Source organism: Mesorhizobium sp. M0028 (assembly GCF_040323855.1).
Lineage (GTDB): Bacteria > Pseudomonadota > Alphaproteobacteria > Rhizobiales > Rhizobiaceae > Mesorhizobium.
In genome coordinates, this window is sequence record NZ_JAMYVG010000016.1 from 19,846 (window position 1) to 38,311 (window position 18,466).

At 63.8% G+C, this 18,466-nt stretch carries 13 protein-coding genes and 1 pseudogene; 12 read left to right on the forward strand and 2 right to left on the reverse strand.

Annotation, left to right across the window (positions count from 1 at the left end; translation table 11 throughout):
* Positions 1-50 precede the first annotated feature (50 nt).
* The 5 genes and pseudogenes from NKJ93_RS24095 to NKJ93_RS24115 all read left to right on the forward strand — a co-directional run.
* Entirely contained in the window at positions 51-2,090 is a 2,040-nt protein-coding gene (locus tag NKJ93_RS24095; protein WP_245278536.1) for a PAS domain-containing hybrid sensor histidine kinase/response regulator, read from the forward strand.
* A 78-nt stretch (positions 2,091-2,168) separates the two neighbouring features.
* The gene (locus tag NKJ93_RS24100; protein ID WP_352591558.1) at positions 2,169-3,056 is read left to right on the forward strand and encodes an alpha/beta fold hydrolase; all 888 of its coding nucleotides are present in this window, start codon (positions 2,169-2,171) and stop codon (positions 3,054-3,056) included.
* A 203-nt stretch (positions 3,057-3,259) separates the two neighbouring features.
* Positions 3,260-4,759, forward strand: coding sequence for a helicase HerA domain-containing protein (locus NKJ93_RS24105; protein ID WP_352495732.1), 1,500 nt, complete (start codon positions 3,260-3,262; stop codon positions 4,757-4,759).
* A gap of 379 nt (positions 4,760-5,138) precedes the next feature.
* Positions 5,139-6,269, forward strand: coding sequence for a D-alanyl-D-alanine-carboxypeptidase/endopeptidase AmpH (gene ampH / locus NKJ93_RS24110; protein WP_352591561.1), 1,131 nt, complete (start codon positions 5,139-5,141; stop codon positions 6,267-6,269).
* 267 nt (positions 6,270-6,536) lie between these two features.
* Positions 6,537-7,006: pseudogene (locus tag NKJ93_RS24115) on the forward strand (ATP-binding protein); the annotation flags it as partial.
* Between the two features lie 288 nt (positions 7,007-7,294).
* Here the strand turns inward: NKJ93_RS24115 and NKJ93_RS24120 are convergent.
* Together NKJ93_RS24120 and NKJ93_RS24125 are read right to left on the reverse strand one after the other, a co-directional pair.
* Entirely contained in the window at positions 7,295-8,134 is an 840-nt protein-coding gene (locus NKJ93_RS24120; protein WP_352591564.1) for a hypothetical protein, read from the reverse strand.
* Positions 8,135-8,562: 428 nt separating this feature from the next.
* Entirely contained in the window at positions 8,563-8,799 is a 237-nt protein-coding gene (locus tag NKJ93_RS24125; protein ID WP_352591567.1) for a hypothetical protein, read from the reverse strand.
* Between the two features lie 32 nt (positions 8,800-8,831).
* Between NKJ93_RS24125 and NKJ93_RS24130 the strand changes: the two genes are divergently transcribed.
* From NKJ93_RS24130 to nirB, 7 genes are all read left to right on the forward strand, one after another.
* Positions 8,832-9,431, forward strand: coding sequence for an ANTAR domain-containing response regulator (locus NKJ93_RS24130; protein WP_352591570.1), 600 nt, complete (start codon positions 8,832-8,834; stop codon positions 9,429-9,431).
* 2 nt (positions 9,432-9,433) lie between these two features.
* A complete protein-coding gene (locus tag NKJ93_RS24135; RefSeq protein ID WP_352591573.1) occupies positions 9,434-10,672 on the forward strand; it encodes a CmpA/NrtA family ABC transporter substrate-binding protein in 1,239 nt (412 codons plus the stop codon).
* 357 nt (positions 10,673-11,029) lie between these two features.
* The gene (locus NKJ93_RS24140) at positions 11,030-12,346 is read left to right on the forward strand and encodes a CmpA/NrtA family ABC transporter substrate-binding protein (protein ID WP_352591576.1); all 1,317 of its coding nucleotides are present in this window, start codon (positions 11,030-11,032) and stop codon (positions 12,344-12,346) included.
* 74 nt (positions 12,347-12,420) lie between these two features.
* Positions 12,421-13,317, forward strand: coding sequence for a nitrate ABC transporter permease (gene ntrB / locus NKJ93_RS24145; RefSeq protein ID WP_352591579.1), 897 nt, complete (start codon positions 12,421-12,423; stop codon positions 13,315-13,317).
* Between the two features lie 11 nt (positions 13,318-13,328).
* The gene (locus NKJ93_RS24150; protein WP_023718003.1) at positions 13,329-14,126 is read left to right on the forward strand and encodes an ABC transporter ATP-binding protein; all 798 of its coding nucleotides are present in this window, start codon (positions 13,329-13,331) and stop codon (positions 14,124-14,126) included.
* 547 nt (positions 14,127-14,673) lie between these two features.
* Positions 14,674-15,975, forward strand: coding sequence for an MFS transporter (locus NKJ93_RS24155; RefSeq protein ID WP_352483961.1), 1,302 nt, complete (start codon positions 14,674-14,676; stop codon positions 15,973-15,975).
* Positions 15,976-15,994: 19 nt separating this feature from the next.
* Positions 15,995-18,445 carry a nitrite reductase large subunit NirB gene (gene nirB / locus NKJ93_RS24160; protein ID WP_352591582.1) on the forward strand — a complete coding sequence of 817 codons (2,451 nt, stop codon included), beginning with the start codon at positions 15,995-15,997 and terminating at the stop codon, positions 18,443-18,445.
* Positions 18,446-18,466 lie beyond the last annotated feature (21 nt).

Genomic DNA, 18,466 nt, shown 5'->3' on the forward strand with positions numbered 1-18,466 from the left:
GCCGCTCGATGCAGAAACTGTCGAGAAACGGAGCGAGGAAGCTGGAGGTTATGGCCCCGGCGACAGGGCCGGCAAAGGCGCGCATCCTGGCCGTGGATGACGACGAGCGCAATCTGCTGGCGATCGGCGAGGTTCTGGCCCCTGTCGGCGAAGTCGTCTGCGTGCAGTCGGGCGAAGAGGCGCTGCGCGCTCTGCTGAAAGAGGATTTCGCAGTCATCCTGCTGGATGTGCTGATGCCTCGGCTGGACGGCTACGAGACCGCTGGATTGATTCGCCAGCGCGAGCAATCCAGGCGAACGCCGATAATCTTTCTCACCGCCATCAACAAGGAAGACGCCCACATGCTGCGCGGCTATGACGCCGGCGCGGTGGATTACGTGTTCAAGCCCTTCGACCCGGCCATGCTGCGTTCCAAGGTAGCCGTGTTCGTCGAACTTCATGAGAAGACGCTCGAAATCCAGCAAAAGGCGGCTGCCGAGCAACGGCTGCTGGCCCAGGCACTGCAGGCGCAGCAGGAAAAACTCGAGGCCGAGCGGGCGCTGCGTAGCGCCCAGGAGCGGCAGCATGCCATTTTGAGCTCTCTTCCGGTCTGCTTCCACGCAAGGGCGGCGGAGCCGCCGTTCGGCGCCAGCTTTGTGACTGAAGGGGTCGAACGCTTGACCGGCTTTCCTGCCGAACGGCTGACCTCCGATCCAGGCTTCGGCCTAAGCCGGGTTCATCCCGACGATCTGCCGAGAGTGAGGCAAGCCCTGCTCGCAGCCAAGGCCATCGGCTCCTACACCTGCGAATTCCGCTGGCAATGCGCCGACGGCAATTACCGGATTTTCCTCGACCAGGGCGTCCTGTCGAACGGTTCCGATGGCCAGAGGCCCGAGATCCTCGGCACATTGCTGGACGTTACCGAGCGGCGCGAGCTTGAGAACCAGCTGCTGCAATCGCAGCGCCTCGACGCGATTGGCAAGCTTACCGGCGGCCTGGCGCATGATTTCAACAATCTGCTTGCCGCAATTCTCAGCGGATTGGGATTGCTCGAGCGCCACGCCGAGTTCGATGGACAGGCCAGGCAAGTTCTGGAACTGACGCGCCGGTCGGCAAAACAAGGCGCCGAGCTCGTCAACCGCATGCTTGCGTTCTCGCGCCGCCAGACACTGAGGCCGCAGGCCGTGCGCCTCGCTGCGCTTGGCGGCACCATGAACGGGTTGGTGGCCCCGGTTCTGGGCGGCCTGATCCGTTTCGATTGGCTTGTCGACGACACGGTGTGGCCGGCGCATGTCGATGCCGGCCAGCTGGAGCTGGCGCTGATGAACCTGGTTTTCAACGCGCGCGATGCCATGCCGTCCGGCGGCACGATAATCGTGGAGGCGCAAAATCGAACGCTAGGCAGTGCAGCCGAGGATATTTCGGCGGGCGACTATGTCGTGGTCACCGTCAAGGATACGGGGTCGGGCATACCGGCCGACATTCTCGCCAAGGTCGTCGAACCGTTCTTCACCACAAAACCGGTCGGCAAGGGCACTGGCCTCGGTCTGAGCACGGTGCATGGCTTCGTCAAGCAATCGGGCGGCACGCTCCGCATTGAGAGCACCGTCGGCAGTGGAACATCCGTCCAGCTCTGGCTGCCGCGTTCAATCGAGCGCCCGGTGGAAATCGCCGACAAGTCCGATGCCGACAACACCGTCGTGAATGCCGGCGAGGACTATCCGTCGGTCCTGCTGATTGACGACAGCAATGTACTGCGGGAACTGACGGCGCAATCGCTTCGCCAACATGGCTTTGCGGTTACCTGCGCCGGGGGCGGTGCGGAAGCGCTGGCGATGATCGAGCGGGCGCCGTACGATTTCGATGTCATCGTCACCGATTTTGCCATGCCGCTCGTCTCGGGGCTCGAGGTCATCCGGTTCGCCCGCAATCTGCGGTCCGATTGGCCGGCGGTGATGATAACCGGATATGCCGACGCCGACGCGATCGCCGACCGGCCCCCCGACGTGCCGCTGCTCGGCAAACCGCTGCGCGAAAAGGACCTGATGGAGAGCATTCTTGCAGCGGCTGCGCGCGCCGGATCGCCGAGGGCCAAGCAGGCCAGCCGGTGAAAGGCGGACCATTGGAACCTGATCCATGGGTTGCCGTTGGGTAGGTCTCTGGCTGCGCTAGGATCGGAGGAGAGACTGATGGCGACAGCGGACTGGCCTCTTCCTGAACGCTTCACCTTTCAAGGGAACTCGATCGCCTGGGGCGCGATGGGCGAGGGCTCACCCGCGGTATTGCTGCATGGCACGCCTTTCTCATCGTCGGCATGGCGTAGAATTGCGCCTTTGCTCGGCCAACAGAGGCGAATCTATTGCTTTGACATGCTCGGCTATGGTCGATCTGATAAACCCGATAGCGACGTGTCTCGTGGCATTCAGAACGAGCTTTTCGCGGCCCTTTACGATCATTGGGGCCTGCGTGCCCCCGATGTCGTCGCGCATGATTTCGGCGGCTCAACAGCGTTACGCGGTCATTTGCTCAATGGGCTCGACTATCGGTCGCTGGTGCTGATCGATCCGGTCGCAATCAGCCCGCAAGGCTCACCACTTGTTCAGGCCGCCAAGAAACACGAGGCGGTCTTTTCCGGCCTTCCGCACTACATTCATGAAGCAATCCTGCGCGCCTATATCGGCGCCGCCGTAGCGAATGCGCTGCGCGAGGAAGAGATGGCGCTCTACCTCGCGCCGTGGCTGGGAGCCGAAGGTCAAAAAGCTTTCTGGCGCCAGGTCGCTCAGATGGATGACAAATACTCGAAAGAGGTCGAGTGGCGCTACGGCGAGATTCGTTGCCCCGTTGCCATCCTGTGGGGCGAGGACGACCAGTGGATTCCCATCGATGACGGTCGCGAGCTCGCGCGCCGCATTTCGAGTGCTTCCTTCCATGTCGTGCCGAACGCGAAGCATCTTATGCAGGAGGACGCGCCGGAAGCGATCGTGGCGACAGTGCTTGGCTTCTGGCGAGACCTGGAGGAGCGGGCAAATGTCCGCAAAAAACCGGCTTCGGCCGCTCGATCTCCATCGCGTCAATGAAGGCTTTGGGCGATCGGTTTGATCCGGTTGCCGATGCCAAGGACAGGAATCCACCCCTTAGCGGCAGTCTCGAATCGAAACGGTACGTTTCGTATCTTTGACCCTAGCAGCATCCAGCCTGTGCGCAACACGGAGCGCCGGCCATGGCGCGCTCGACGGGCTGTGATGCGGTTGATAAGCCCTCTCCCCAAGGAGAGTCGGACATGACCGTTGCGATCGAGATGGGCCAGACGAGCGCGGGCGCCCCGGCGGCGCTGGATCTTGAGGAACTGCTGGCGACGCGGCTTCTGGTGCAGGGCAATTCGGGTTCCGGCAAATCCCATCTGCTGCGCCGGCTCTTGGAGCAGAGTGCGCCCTGGGTACAGCAGACCATCATCGATCCCGAAGGCGACTTCGTCACGCTTGGCGACCGTTTCGGCCATCTGGTGATCGATGCCGAGGAGCATACCGAGCGCGGCCTGCAGAGCGCCGGCGAGCGGGCGCGCATCCACCGCGTCTCCACGGTGCTCAATCTCGAAGGGCTCGACGCCGAGAACCAGATGCGGCGCGCCGCCGCCTTTCTCGGCGGGCTGTTCGAGGTCGCCCGCGACCACTGGTATCCGATGCTGGTGGTGGTAGACGAGGCGCAGCTGTTCGCGCCGGCGGTTGCCGGCGAGGTTTCCGACGAGGCGCGCAAACTCTCGCTCGGCGCCATGACCAATTTGATGTGCCGTGGCCGCAAGCGCGGGCTGGCCGGCATCATCGCCACCCAGCGGCTGGCCAAGCTCGCCAAGAACGTCGCCGCCGAGGCTTCCAATTTCCTCATGGGCCGGACTTTTCTGGACATCGACATGGCGCGCGCCGCCGATCTTCTCGGCATGGAGCGGCGCCAGGCGGAGGCTTTTCGCGACCTCGAGCGCGGGCAGTTCATGGCGCTCGGCCCGGCGCTGTCGCGCCGTCCGCTCGGTCTGCGCATCGGCCCGACCGATACGAGTCCGCGCAACGCGACCCCGCGCCTGATGCCGCTGCCGGAATCGGCGCTGGAGGATGCCCGCGCGATCATCCTGGCGGCCCCGCCGCCGGAAACCGTCCGGCCGCAGCGCCGCTCCTCGCCGGACCTGCTCGATCAGCTGATGGCGGCGAAATCGGCGGCGCTGGAAATCCGCCCCGAACCGGTGGAGCCGCCGATCAGCGCCGAGGATCTGGCGGAGCGGCGCGAGCGCGTCGACCGGGTGCTGCGCGCCGTGCTGGCGCAGCCCGATGCCGGCTTCCGCGTCATCGGCGTGCTCTATCAGGAGTTCGTCGTCCGCTGCCGCATAGAAGGCCTCGCCTCGGTCGTGCCGGACCTGCCGGAGTTCCGCCGCATGCTGACGCGCGCCCGCGCCGGGCTCGGCTCCGACATGATAGGCGACGATGCCTGGCAGGACGTCTCGGCGCGCGCCTCGCTGCTGCCCGAGGACATGCAAGGCGTCTTCATGATGATCGCCCGCGCGGCGAAGGAAGGCTGGCCCTGCCCGAGCGACGCCGCGATCGCCCGCGCCTACGGCTCGCACTCGCTACGCCGCGCACGGCGCCTGCTGACCTATATCGAGGAGCAGAGGCTGATCGTGTGTCAGCTTGACGGGGGCGGACGGCGGACGGTGACGCTCGTGGAGCTGGCCTGGGCGACGGCGCCGGGCGATCCGAATGCGGTGGAGGCGGAGCAGCGGAGTGCGGTGGGGTGAGGCGGCGGCCGAGCGCGGTCTTCATCATACGACGACGATTGGCGCGACGCAGATCCGCTATTGTAAGTTGTTCGACGCTACAGCACTCCCTCTTGCCGACGGCGCTTTACATATCTTCTAAATTACCAGCGGGTCGGTTTGTCAATGAAGAGATCAGCCGCGATCAACTGACGAAGACAAGAAATACGGCAGGACTGTAGCGCAAATATCCGCCGAACCTACGCTACCTCCGCCGATTACCCCTTCGGTTCATTCTGTTGACATCTCCTGCTTCTGGAGAGATGGTAAGATACTACGCGGCGGCCCTTTTTCCGAAGATTTTATTCTGCAGCTTTATCAAAGGATTTTGGCAATGCGTTTGTCTCGATCGCGCCGACTTATGGCCATCGCTTTGACGGCAATCGCAGCCGTCACCCTTCCCTCTTATGGACATGCCGAGGACAAGCTGCTGACGGAAGCGGTGCAGTTCAACGGTACGATCCTGTATCTCTCCACCAAGGTGCCTGGCCTGATCTTCGGCGCCGTCCGCAACGGCGAGACGGCCTTGGCCGGTTTCGGCAAGATTGCCGACGGGAGTGAAAAAGTGCCCGACGGCGACACAATGTTCCGCATCGCGTCCGTGAGCAAAGTGTTCTGCGGCGGTGTGCTTTCCTCGCTGGCGATCGACGGCAAGGTACAACTCACCGACCGGCTGCAGGATCGCCTTGGCTGGGACGTCACGCTCCCGGAGAAGGACGGCCGCGCCCTCCGCCTGATCGATCTCGTCGCGCAAGCTTCCGGCCTTCCGCGGGAGGTGCCAGTGGCCGAAGCGCCCCCCTCAGACCCTTTCTCTACGAACACCAAAGAGGCGCAGATTGCCGCCCTCAAGGACAATCCGCTGCTGTTCGCGCCGGGCACCGCCGTTCTCTATTCGAACTTCGGATACGACCTCCTCGGAGCGGCGCTCGCGAATGTCTCTGGAAAGCCTTATGCCGAGGTCCTTCGAGAGCGTGTCCTCGATCCCCTCGGCATGAAAGACACGGTTTTCAACCCAAGACCGGAGGACGAGCCGCGCCTGATGCAGGGCCATAACTTCGACGGCAGCCCCATGCCAATCGTGCCGACGAGCACAGCCATGGAGTGCGCCGGTGGATTGTACTCGACCGCGGACGACCTGCTGCGCTGGATGAACTGGCATGTCGACAACAAGCCTTCCGCGGCCGACGCCGAGTTGCGCCTTTTGAACCACGCGGCTTTTTTGTACCGGGACGGGCTCGCGTCGGTGATGGGGCTGGATGACGGTGGGCCGATGGACGCCATGGGTCTCGGATGGGTCATCATGCTCCCTAACGAGCATCGCCCGCTCATCCTCCAGAAGAGCGGCGGCCTGCAAGGGATGTTTCTCTATGTTGCGATTGCACCGACAAGCGGCGTCGGCGCTTTCTTCGTCATGAACGAATTCAATGCCGCCGGCTTCATGGCTGGGGTCAAGACGACGAACGATCTCGTCGCAGAGATCGCTCCACGCTGATTTTCGCGCTGATCGGGAGGACGTGCGTGATGATTGGCGCTATGGAGGGGCCTGACGGACGGCATATTTCCCGGCAAGGCAAGCGCGACATCGGCTATTTCCGGCCGACCGCTTAGCCTCCTGAGGATGACCTTTGCCGGCTTCATCGCTGCTCACGGCCTGCTCATGCTGCGGCCAAGGTTCTGCCTCTCGCCTCTTCGGCATCCCGCTTTCGTAGCCGACCGCGAATGCCGCGCTGCTCGCAGTCCCGACACCATCAGCCGCCTCTTGGCGCAGCCTGATGCCGGCTTCCGCGTCATCGGCGTGCTCTATCAGGAGTTCGTCGTCCGCTGCCGCATCGAGGGCCTCGCCGCGGTCGTGCCGGACGTGCCGGAGTTCCGCCGCATGCTGACGCGCGCCCGCGCCGGCCTCGGCTCCGACATGGCAGGCGACGACGCCTGGCAGGACGTCTCGGCGCGCGCCTCGCTGCTGCCCGAGGACATGCAAGGCGTGTTCATGATGATCGCCCGCGCCGCTAAGGAGGGCTGGCCCTGCCCGAGCGACGCCGCGATCGCCCGCGCCTACGGCTCGCACTCGCTACGCCGCGCCTGCTGACCTACATCGAGGAGCAGGGGCTGATCGTGTGTCAGCTCGACGGGGTTGGACGGCGGACGGTGACGCTGGTGGAGCTCGCCTGGGCGACCGCGCCGGGCGATCCGAATGCGGCGGAGGCGGAGCAGGGGAGTGCGGTGGTGTGAAGCGGCGGGGCAGGCGCACTGAGAAAGCGCCGCTGGATCAGGCCGGGGTGAAGTCTGCTTTGCGCCGCATTAACGTCATTCTCCATTCGAAGCGCTCAGGCCGGAAGCTGCCGTGCGTAAGACGCCCAGTCGTTGCCCGCCGCGGATAAGTTTGCAGCTGGACAATAATGGCCAGCCGGGGCGATCCCGGTATTCAGCGTTGCTTCGGCGAGTCAATACTGAGCCTGCGCTTACGCGTCATCCCTCTCGACAAGACCAACGGCTGGACGCGATCGAGCGCAGGCGGGTTCAGTTGGTGCTGGTTGTGGGGGTGAACCCGCACTGCTTCTGTTCCATATCGATCTGCTTCGTGATGCGGACGGCGTTCTGTGCGTAGGCCTCCGTTACGGAGCCACTATTCACGGTCTTGTCCTTCAGCGGACTCACGCCTGCGCAGAGGTGGAAAACATGCGGCTCGGTGGACTTCGCGGCTCCGTTTTCGGGCGCGATCCAGTAGACGACATCCTGACCGGCGGGGTGGCTCGCGTCCCGCGTCGCCGCCGCCACCGCGGCGGTGTCCGTCGCGATCGCCTGCGCCTGAGCGGCGACATCGGGCGAACAGGCGGTGGTGGGCTGCCCCGACTTGATCTGGGCTGCGCATGCGTTCATATCCTGGGTGTACTGTTCGACCGACGGGGGTTTGAAACTGATCCCCATGACCGTCGCGAGCACGGCCAGCGCAGCGCCGAGGCCGCCGGCAACCTTCTTGGTCTGCGGATCCATGTTTTTGTCGGTGAGGATCAGGAAAACCAGCGGGAGGAAGGCAATCAGCGTCATGATTGCGCCGAGCTGGTTTTGGAAGAAGAACCTGGCCGCGTCGGATGCACGGGCCGGATCGTGCCTGTTGGCCGCCTTCCACAGCAAGTTGCCGGCGATTGCGAAAATCGCGATGCCGACCAGAAGGCCGATGATCAGCGGCAGGTGTCCCTGGTCGAACTTGTTCTGGCGAAGCAGAATAATCCCGTAGATCTCGCCGCCAATGGCGACGATCCACGAGAGTGCGGCGAAAAGGCGAAGACGCGTGGCGGAGGACTTCTGGCCCTGCGTCGCTTGCCAATCCTTGGTAACGTCTGGCTTGTTGTCGGTCATCGACCAGATCCCCTGATATCGACACTTCTGCGGGCGGCAACCCGCCCTGCGCAGCGTCATTGAACGAACGTCACCTGCCTCAGCGACGCGGCGAAAATGTGAGCGCCACGGCAGGCCTCCCCATCCATATTGCGCATGAGTGAATCCGTCCATACCCACGGAGGCAGACTCCTATGCGGCGATGGCTCCGTTCTTCTTAATCTCTGGCTCGAACTTGACGCTGCCTTGCCTCGCTTCCCTGGCGATCCGGTAGAAGCCGCGGTGGTCACAGGACCGGTCGAAAGCAACGTCGGCAGATCCGAACTGAGGCCGGATCGATGGTCCAAGGACCTAAAAGCGGCCAGTCCGCTTGCGTGAAAAGCAGCCATTCAGGATTTGGTCTGCGACGGTCGGCTTCGGGTCAAAAGCAGCTGGTGGTGTCGCGCCCCCTATCTCTCCTCCACAATCCGCAAACAAGCCGCCGCCACAAACAGCACGATCAGCCCAACAAAATGCGCCTCGTTGTCGCCGACGGCATAGAGCAGAAGGGCAAAGCCGGTGCGGCTCAAGGTGAAGGCTGGTGCCGGCTCCCGCGGCGTCAAGTTGGTCGCTGCGGCCGTCGCGTCAAATGCCTCAGGCGGCGCCTGAACGCTGGCTTTGTTTGCGTGAATCTCGCCATGCCGCATTGCACAATCGTCTCGCCTGCGCAAAATGCGGCATGATCCGCAAATCCCTCACTGTCCTGGTGATCGATGAAAACCACATCCGCGCTTCGATAATCGAATCGGGGCTGCGGGAGGCCGGGCACCAGCAGGTCACCGTCATCCATGACGTCGCCGGCATTGCGCGGCGGATCGCCGAGATCGAACCCGACGTGATCGTCATCGACCTCGAAAATCCCAACCGCGACATGCTCGAAAACATGTTCCAGCTGTCGCGCGTGGTGAAGCGGCCGATCGCCATGTTCGTCGATCGCTCGGACCAGGCTTCGATCGAAGCGGCGGTGGAAGCCGGGGTGTCAGCCTATGTTGTCGACGGCCTGCGTCAGGAGCGGGTCAAGCCGATCCTCGACATGGCGATCAGCCGCTTCAACGCGTTTTCGCGCATGGCGCGCGAGCTGGAAGAGGCCCGCAGCGAATTGGAAAGCCGCAAGGTGATCGATCGCGCCAAGGGCATACTGATGAAGTCGCGCGGCCTGTCGGAGGACGCGGCCTATACGCTGCTGCGCAAGACCGCCATGAACCAGAACCGCAAGATCGGCGAAATCGCCCAGAGCCTGGTGACGGCGGCAGGCCTTCTGGATCCCGAGGAGAGTTGACGATGGCGGCCGAGCACCGGATCAATGCTGGCTTCATGCCGCTCTTCGACAGCGCTGTCCTTGTCGCGGCGAAGGAAATCGGCTTCGCCCTGCGCGAAGGCATCGATCTGATGCTCAACCGGGAAACGTCCTGGGCCAACATCCGCGACCGCATCGCCATCGGCCATTTTGATCTCGCGCACATGCTGGGGCCGATGCCGATCGCCTGCAATCTGGGGCTGACGCCGCTCGCCTCCGATACGGTCGTGCCGTTTTCACTCGGCCTTGGCGGCAATTGCGTCACCGTTTCGAACGCCGTCTGGGCGGGCATGGCCGCGCACGGCGCCCGACCCGACCTCGATCCGGCACGGGCCGGCAGGGCGTTGGGGGCGCTGATTCGTGAACGGGCGAATGCCAGTGGCGATCTGCTTCGCTTCGCCGTCGTCCATCCGCACTCCGGGCACAATTACGAACTGCGCTACTGGCTCGCCGCCTGCGGCATCGACCCGTCGCATGAGATCGAAATCGTCATCGTGCCGCCCCCCTTCATGGCGGACGCGCTCGCTGCCGGCAGGATCGACGGCTACTGCGTCGGCGAACCCTGGAACAGCGCCTCCGTCGTCGCCGGCACCGGCCACATCGCCACGGTCAAGGCGGCCATCTGGAAGACCAGCCCGGAGAAAGTCATCGGCGTGCGCAAGGCATGGGCGGAAAAACAGCCGGACGCGCTTTCGGCCCTGCTGCGCGCGCTGCATCATGCGGCGCGCTGGTGCCAGGATCCGGCAAACCGCGGCGAACTCACGGCCCTGATGGCGCAGCCGGCCCTCCTCGGCCTGGCGCCAGCGCTGCAGATGCCAATCCTCAGCGGTCATCTTGCGCTCGGCGGCGGCGCCGAACTGAGCGTCGGCGACTTCTTTCTGCCCTTCGACAAGGCGGCAAACTTCCCGTGGAAGAGCCATGCGCTGTGGTTCTACACGCAGATGGTGCGCTGGGGGCATGTCGCGCACACGCCGGAAAACCTCGCTGTTGCCCGCGACTGCTACCGCCCCGATCTCTACCGCTCGGCGTTGAAGCCGCTTGGCGTGGCGCTTCCCGGTGCTAATGCCAAGGTCGAGGGCGCGCTGAAGGCCGCGACTCCAGTTGGTTCGGCGGGGGCAAGCCTGGTGCTCGGTCCCGACGGGTTCTTCGATGGCCAGATATTCGATCCCGACGAGATCGACGCCTACATTGCCGGCCAGAAATTGGCGCGCGCCGAAGCCTGATCATTTCCGCGCCATTCTTGTGCACTGCACAAAAAATGTGCGTGCAACTGCGCTAATGAACAATCCTTAGCTTGCGCGCCCAGCGGGCCGGCGCGCCGACGATTGTGGTATGTCATTGATCTCATTGATGTTTACCATCCATTCCGAAACTGGCACGGTTCCTGCATTGCAATAGGCAGACTCTTCTCGGGGTCACGGAATACGCGTCCAATGGCGGGCGCTACAGGCAAAGCTGCCGCTCAGGTCAACACGCGATCCCGGATGACGGACGCGCGCGGCCTGGCTGGCGGCTTTTTGTTTTGGTCGAACACGCAATCGACGGCGCCGATCCCAAGCCGCGCCCAACCGGAGATGACGATGACGAAACGCACCAATAGCCATTCCGCCCAACCGGCGATCAGCCGCCGCGATTTCCTGAGGATCAGCGCGACCACCGCGGCAACGCTGGCGGCGGCGCGTGCGCTGCTGCCCTCCGGCGCCTATGCGGCACCCGCCGCGCCGGAAGTCACCGGCGCCAAGCTCGGCTTCATTGCGCTGACCGATGCGGCACCGCTGATGATTGCCAAGGAAAAAGGCCTGTTCGAGAAATTCGGCATGCCCGATGTCGAGGTGCTCAAGCAGGCCTCGTGGGGCGCAACGCGCGACAATCTGGTGCTCGGCGGCGAAGCCAACGGCATTGACGGTGCCCATATCCTGACGCCGATGCCCTATTTGATGCACACCGGCAAGGTGACGCAGAACAAACAGCCGCTGCCGATGGCGATCGTGGCCCGGCTCAACTACGACTGCCAGGGCATTTCCGTCGCCCAGGAATATGCCGCCACCGGCGTCGGCCTCGATGCCTCAAAGCTGAAGGAAGCCTTCGCCGCCAAGAAGGCCGCGGGCAAGGAGGTCAAGGCCGCCATGACCTTCCCGGGCGGAACGCACGACCTCTGGCTGCGCTACTGGCTGGCTGCCGGCGGCATCGATCCCGACAAGGATGTCTCGACCATCGTCGTGCCGCCGCCGCAGATGGTCGCCAACATGAAGGTCGGCAACATGGACGTGTTCTGCGTCGGCGAGCCATGGAACGAGCAGCTCGTCCATCAGGGCGTCGGCTTCACCGCCGCCACCACCGGCGAACTGTGGAAGGGCCATCCGGAAAAGGCGCTCGGCCTGCGCGCCGCCTTCATCGACAAATATCCGAACGCCACCAAGGCGATCCTGATGGCCGTCATGGAGGCCCAGCAATGGTGCGAGGCAAAAGAAAACAAGGACGAGACGGCCGCCATCATCGGCAAGCGGCAGTGGATGAACGTGCCGACCGCCGACATCATCGGCCGCCTCAAGGGCGACATCAACTACGGCAATGGCCGCGTCGCCAACGGCACCGATCTCTACATGAAGTTCTGGCAGGGCGGCGTGTCCTATCCCTTCAAGAGCCACGACAGCTGGTTCCTCGCCGAGAACATCCGCTGGGGCAAGTTCGCGCCGACCACCGACATCAAAGCACTGGTCGGCCAGGTCAACCGTGAGGATCTGTGGCGCGAGGCGGCCAAGGATCTTGGTGTCGCCGCGGCCGATATTCCGGCGTCTTCGTCGCGCGGCACCGAAACCTTCTTCGACGGCAAGATCTTCGATCCGGAGAATCCGTCGGCCTATCTCGACAGCCTGAAGATCAAGGCGTCGGCCTGAGCCCGACATAGATGCGCGACAGTGCGTTGGCAACGCCGCCCGTTGTGCATGTGCTGCCAAGGAGTTTTCGAGAAATGTCTATCCAAGCCATCGAGGACAGCAAGGTGAAGCCGTACCCCGCGCCGGCCAAGCCCGCCGAGGTCATCGCTTTCACCGCCAGGGCGCGGCGCCGCTTCGACCCGGCCGCGATCGCCGGCAAGCTGGCCAGCACGCTGGTGCCGCCGGTCATTGTCATCACCATCATGCTCGTCGTCTGGCAGGTCGCCTGTTCGTCGCCCACAGCCAGCCTGCCACCGCCAAGCCAGGTGTGGAACGAGGCCTATGACCTGATCGCCCATCCGTTCTTCGACAACGGCCCGCAGGATATCGGGCTCGCCTGGCGGGTGCTGATCTCGCTGCAGCGCGTCGCCGTCGGCTTCGGCCTTGCGGCGATCGTCGGCGTTGCGCTCGGCGCGCTTGTCGGTCAGTCGATCTGGGCGATGCGCGGCCTCGATCCGGTGTTCCAGATCCTGCGCACGGTGCCGCCGCTCGCCTGGCTGCCGCTGTCGCTGGCGGCGTTCCGCGATTCCAGCCCGTCGGCGATCTTCGTCATCTTCATCACCTCGATCTGGCCCATCATCATCAACACCGCGGTCGGCGTCCGCAACATCCCTGAGGACTACCGCAACGTCTCCCGCATCCTCAGGCTCAACCAGTTCGAATTCTTCGTGAAGATCATGGTGCCGGCAGCTGCACCTTACATTTTCACCGGCCTGCGCATCGGCATCGGTCTGTCCTGGCTCGCCATCGTCGCCGCCGAAATGCTGACCGGCGGCGTCGGCATCGGCTTCTTCATCTGGGACGCGTGGAACTCATCGCGGCTGCCCGACATCATCGTCGCGCTCGCCTATATCGGCGTCACCGGCTTCTGCCTCGACCGCCTGGTCGCGGCGGTCGGCGTCTTCGTCACCCGCGGCACAACGGCAAAGTGAGGAGAGGGACGATGACGGCCTATCTGAAACTCGACCACATCGACAAATCCTTCGCCCGCGGCAGCCAGGTCAGCGACGTGCTGAAGGACATCCGGCTGACCATCGACAAAGGTGAATTCGTCTCGATCATCGGCCATTCAGGCTGCGGCAAGTCGACCTTGCTCAACCTGATCGCCGGCCTGACCAAGGTCTCGGCCGGCGCCGTGCTGCTCGAGGACAAGGAAGTCGACAGCCCTGGCCCGGAACGCGCCGTGGTGTTCCAGAATCACTCGCTGCTGCCCTGGCTCACCGTCTACGAGAACATCAATTTGGCAGTCACGAAGGTCTTTGGCCGGAGCAAGAGCCGGGCCCAGCGGCATGAATGGATCATGCGCAATCTCGATCTCGTGCAGATGGCGCATGCCAAGGACAAACGTCCGGCCGAGATTTCGGGTGGCATGAAGCAGCGCGTCGGCATCGCCCGGGCGCTGGCCATGGAGCCGAAGATCCTGCTGCTCGACGAGCCCTTCGGCGCGCTCGACGCGCTGACGCGCGCCCATCTTCAGGACGCGGTGATGGATATCCATTCGAGGCTCGGCTCGACGACCGTCATGATCACCCACGATGTCGACGAGGCGGTGCTGTTGTCCGATCGCATCGTCATGATGACCAACGGCCCGGCGGCCACCATCGGCGAGGTTCTTCCCGTGCCGCTGGCCCGGCCGCGTCGGCGCATCGAGCTTTCCTCCGACCGCACCTTCCTGCGCTGCCGCGAGGCGGTGCTGAAATTCCTCTACGAACGCCACCGCTTCGTCGAAGCCGCGGAGTAAGGCAATAACCGGAAAACTCGTCATCATCATTGGCAATCTGCATCGGCAATAGGCAATCTACCGCATTGCACAAATATTATGCTGCTGTGCAAGGCATTCTGACTAATCTTTGATCCGCTGCCGAGCTTGGTCAAAAGTCGCGCGGCTGCGGTTCACATTGGTTTCATTCGATAATTCAGAGCGCTGTCGAATTGGCACGCTTCCTGCTTTTCAACATGTAGGTCCGCAAGGGCCAAGTGACACGGCGTCCAATGGCGGGCGCCACAGGCAAAGCTGCCGCTCAGGTCCACACGCGCTCCCGGAACTCCGGACGCGAAGACCTGGCCGGCGGCTTTTTTGTTTTGACGCAATCGACGGCGCTGGTCCCAAGCGGCGCCCAACCGGAGACGACGATGACGAAACGGATCGGAACTGGCGCGTCCCTCGCGGACTTCACGCGCCGCGATTTTCTCGCCGTCAGCGCGCTGCGGGCGATGCCGCGCCGCTGACAGTCGCGAACGAACAGCACAAGGGCGGTGCTTCCCACGCCGCTAACCGGAGCCAGAAAATGACCGCAAATCTCCCAGCCGCGCCCAGCCAGGACAGTGCTCCCCGGCAGGCGCTTGTCATGTCCACCATCGCCTTCACCGTCTGCTTCGCGGTGTGGACGATCTTTTCAATCATCGGCGTGCGCATAAAGCAGGAGCTGGGGCTGAACGAGACGGAGTTCGGCCTGCTCGTCGGCACGCCGATCCTCACCGGCTCGCTCGTGCGTATGGTGCTCGGTGTCTGGACCGACCGTTTTGGCGGACGGCTGGTATACACCGCGACCATGCTTGCGGCGGCGGTCGCGACCTTTCTGCTCGCTTTTGCGCACACCTACGGGCAGATGCTGGTCGCTGCGCTGGGCGTCGGGCTCGCTGGCGGTTCCTTCGCCGTTGGTGTCGCCTATGTCTCGCGCTTCTTCCCGGCCGGCAAGCAGGGCACGGCGCTTGGCATTTTCGGTGTCGGCAATGTCGGCGCCGCGGTCACCAAGTTCCTGGCACCGTTCGTGCTTCTCTCCTGGGGCTGGCAGTCGGTCGCGCTGATCTGGGCGGCAGCACTCGTCGTCATGGCCGCCGTCTTCTGGTTCACGACCGGCGACGATCCGGTCATCCGCGAGCGCCGCGCCGGCAAGGCCGCGCCCTCGAGAAGCTTCTGGCAGGAATTCGCGCCGCTCAAGAACCTTCAGGTCTGGCGCTTCGCCTTCTATTATTTCTTCGCCTTCGGTGCATTCGTGGCGCTCTCGCTATGGCTGCCCCGCTACCTGATCGGCGTCTACGGCTTCGGGCTTGCGACCGCCGGTATGATCGGCGCGGCCTATTCAATTCCGGCAAGTATTTTCCGCGCCTATGGCGGCGTGCTTTCCGACCGGATCGGCGCCCGCACCGTGCTCTACTGGACCTTCGCTGTCAGTGCCGCCGCGACTCTCGTTCTGTCTCTCCCCTCGGCAGATTACGTCGTGCGCGGTGTCAGCGGGCCGATCGCCTTCCATTTCGAGGTCGGCCCGCTCGCCTTCATAGCCGTTGCCTGTGTGCTCGGCTTCTTCATGAGCCTTGGCAAGGCTGCCGTCTACAAGCACATCCCGGCTTACTATCCGCAGAGTGTCGGCGCGGTCGGCGGCGTTGTCGGCATGATTGGCGGGCTCGGCGGCTTTATCCTGCCAATCGTCTTCGGCGCGCTCAACGACCTCACCGGCGTCTGGTCGAGCTGCTTCATGCTGCTCTTCGTCATCGTCGCCACCTGCTTTGCCTGGATGCATTTTTCCATCCGGCGGATGGAGCGCACGGCGTCTGACGAAGCTTCAGGCCTTTCCTACGCGGCTGAGTGAGACCGGAGTGGATCAGGACATGACCGAGAAACTCGTTATCATTGGCAACGGCATGGCCCCCGGGCGCATGCTGGAGCACCTCCTGGAAAAGGCGCCTGGGCGCTACCAGGTCACCATCTTCAACGCCGAGCCGCGCGTGAACTACGACCGCATCATGCTGTCGCCGGTTCTGTCGGGCGAAAAGGCCTATGAAGAGATCATCATCCATGGCGACGGCTGGTACATCAAGCACGGCATCACCCTCTACAAGGGCCACAAGATCGTCGCCATCGACCGGCAGGCAAAGACCGTCACCTCCGATCATGGCGTGACCGAGCCCTTTGACAAACTCGTCATCGCCACCGGCTCGGTGCCGTTTATCATTCCGGTGCCGGGCCATGACCTGCCGGGCGTGCTCACGTATCGCGATCTGGACGACGTCCGGGCCATGATGCTTGCCGCCCAGTCGCGGGCCAAGGCTGTGGTCATTGGCGGCGGCCTGCTCGGGCTCGAGGCAGCAGCGGGCTTAAATGCGCAAGGCATGGACGTCACCGTGCTGCATGTCATGCCGACGCTGATGGAGCGTCAGCTCGATCCGGCCGCCGGATATCTCCTGCAGCGCGCCGTCGAGCAGCGCGGCATCAAGGTCATCACCAAGGCCAACACCCAGGCGATCACCGGCAACGGCAAGGTCGAGCGGGTGGAGCTTGCCGACGGCACTGTCATTCCCGCAACGCTCGTCGTCATGGCCGTGGGCATCAGGCCGAACGCGGTCCTGGCGAAGGAAGCCGGCATTGCCGTCAATCGCGGCATTGTCGTCGACGCCGGCATGCGCAGCAACGATCCCGACATCTATGCAATCGGCGAATGCGCCGAGGTCAACGGCCAGGTCTACGGGCTGGTCGCGCCGCTCTACGAGATGGCGCGCGTCGCCGCCAGCCATCTGGCCGGCAATGAGGCAGCGGCTTTCGTCCACATGGACACGCCGACCAAGCTCAAGGTCACCGGCATCGAACTGTTCTCGCTCGGCGACTTCGCCGAGGGCGATGACCGCCAGGAGATCGTGCTGCGCGATGCGGCGGCCGGCGTCTACAAGCGCCTGGTGCTCAAGGACGACCGCATCATCGGCACAGTGCTCTACGGCGAGACGGCCGACGGCGCCTGGTTCAACGACCTCAAGAAGAAGCAGACCGATATATCCGAGATGCGCGATACGCTCATCTTCGGCCAGTCCTACCAGGGAGGCGCCCCCCTGGACCCTATGGCGGCCGTTGCAGCCTTGCCGGATGATGCGGAAATCTGCGGTTGCAACGGCGTATGCAAGGGAAAGATCACCGGCGCGATCACGGCCAAGGGCCTGACCTCGCTCGACGACGTGCGCGCGCACACCAAGGCGTCTGCCTCCTGCGGCTCGTGCACCGGACTGGTCGAGAAGTTGATGGTGCTGACCATCGGCGACAAATACAACCCCGCGGCGGTCCAGCCGATGTGCAGTTGCACCGCGCTTGGTCATGACGAGGTCCGCCGGCTGATCAAGGCCAAGGGCCTGAAGACCATTCCCGCCGTCATGCAGGAGTTGGAATGGAAGACCTCCTGCGGCTGCGCCAAATGCCGGCCGGCGCTAAACTATTATCTCGTCTGCGACTGGCCCGACGAATACGCCGACGACTACCAGTCGCGCTTCATCAACGAGCGCGTTCACGCCAACATCCAGAAGGACGGCACCTATTCGGCGGTGCCGCGCATGTGGGGCGGCGTCACCAACGCCGCCGAATTGCGCGCCATCGCCGACGTCGTCGACAAGTTCGAGATCCCGATGGTCAAGGTCACCGGCGGCCAGCGCATCGACATGCTCGGCATCCGCAAGGAAGACCTGCCGGCGGTGTGGGCCGATCTCGGCCAGGCTGGCTTCGTCTCCGGCCACGCCTATGCCAAGGGGCTGCGCACCGTAAAGACCTGCGTCGGTTCCGACTGGTGCCGCTTCGGCACGCAGGATTCGACCGGTTTGGGCATCCGTATCGAAAAATTCATGTGGGGCTCGTGGACCCCTGCCAAGGTCAAGATGGCGGTATCGGGCTGTCCGCGAAACTGTGCCGAGGCGACCTGCAAGGATGTCGGCGTGATCTGCGTCGATAGCGGCTACGAGATCCATTTCGCCGGCGCCGCCGGGCTCGACATCAAGGGCACCGAAGTGCTCGGCCTGGTCAAGACCGAGGACGAGGCGCTGGAGCATATCGTGGCGTTGACGCAGATGTATCGCGAGCAGGGCCGCTATCTCGAGCGTATCTACAAATGGGCCAAGCGCGTCGGCATCGCCGAGATCAAGCGCCAGATCATGGACGATGGCGAGAAGCGCAAGGCCTATTTCGCGCGCTTCGTCTTCTCGCAGAAATTCGCCCAGGTCGACCCGTGGTCGGAACGTGCTTCCGGCAAGGACAAGCATGAATTCCGGCCGATGGCTTCGGTCGGCTTTGCGCAGGCGGCGGAGTAGGCGCGTGTTCCCGAAAAGTGG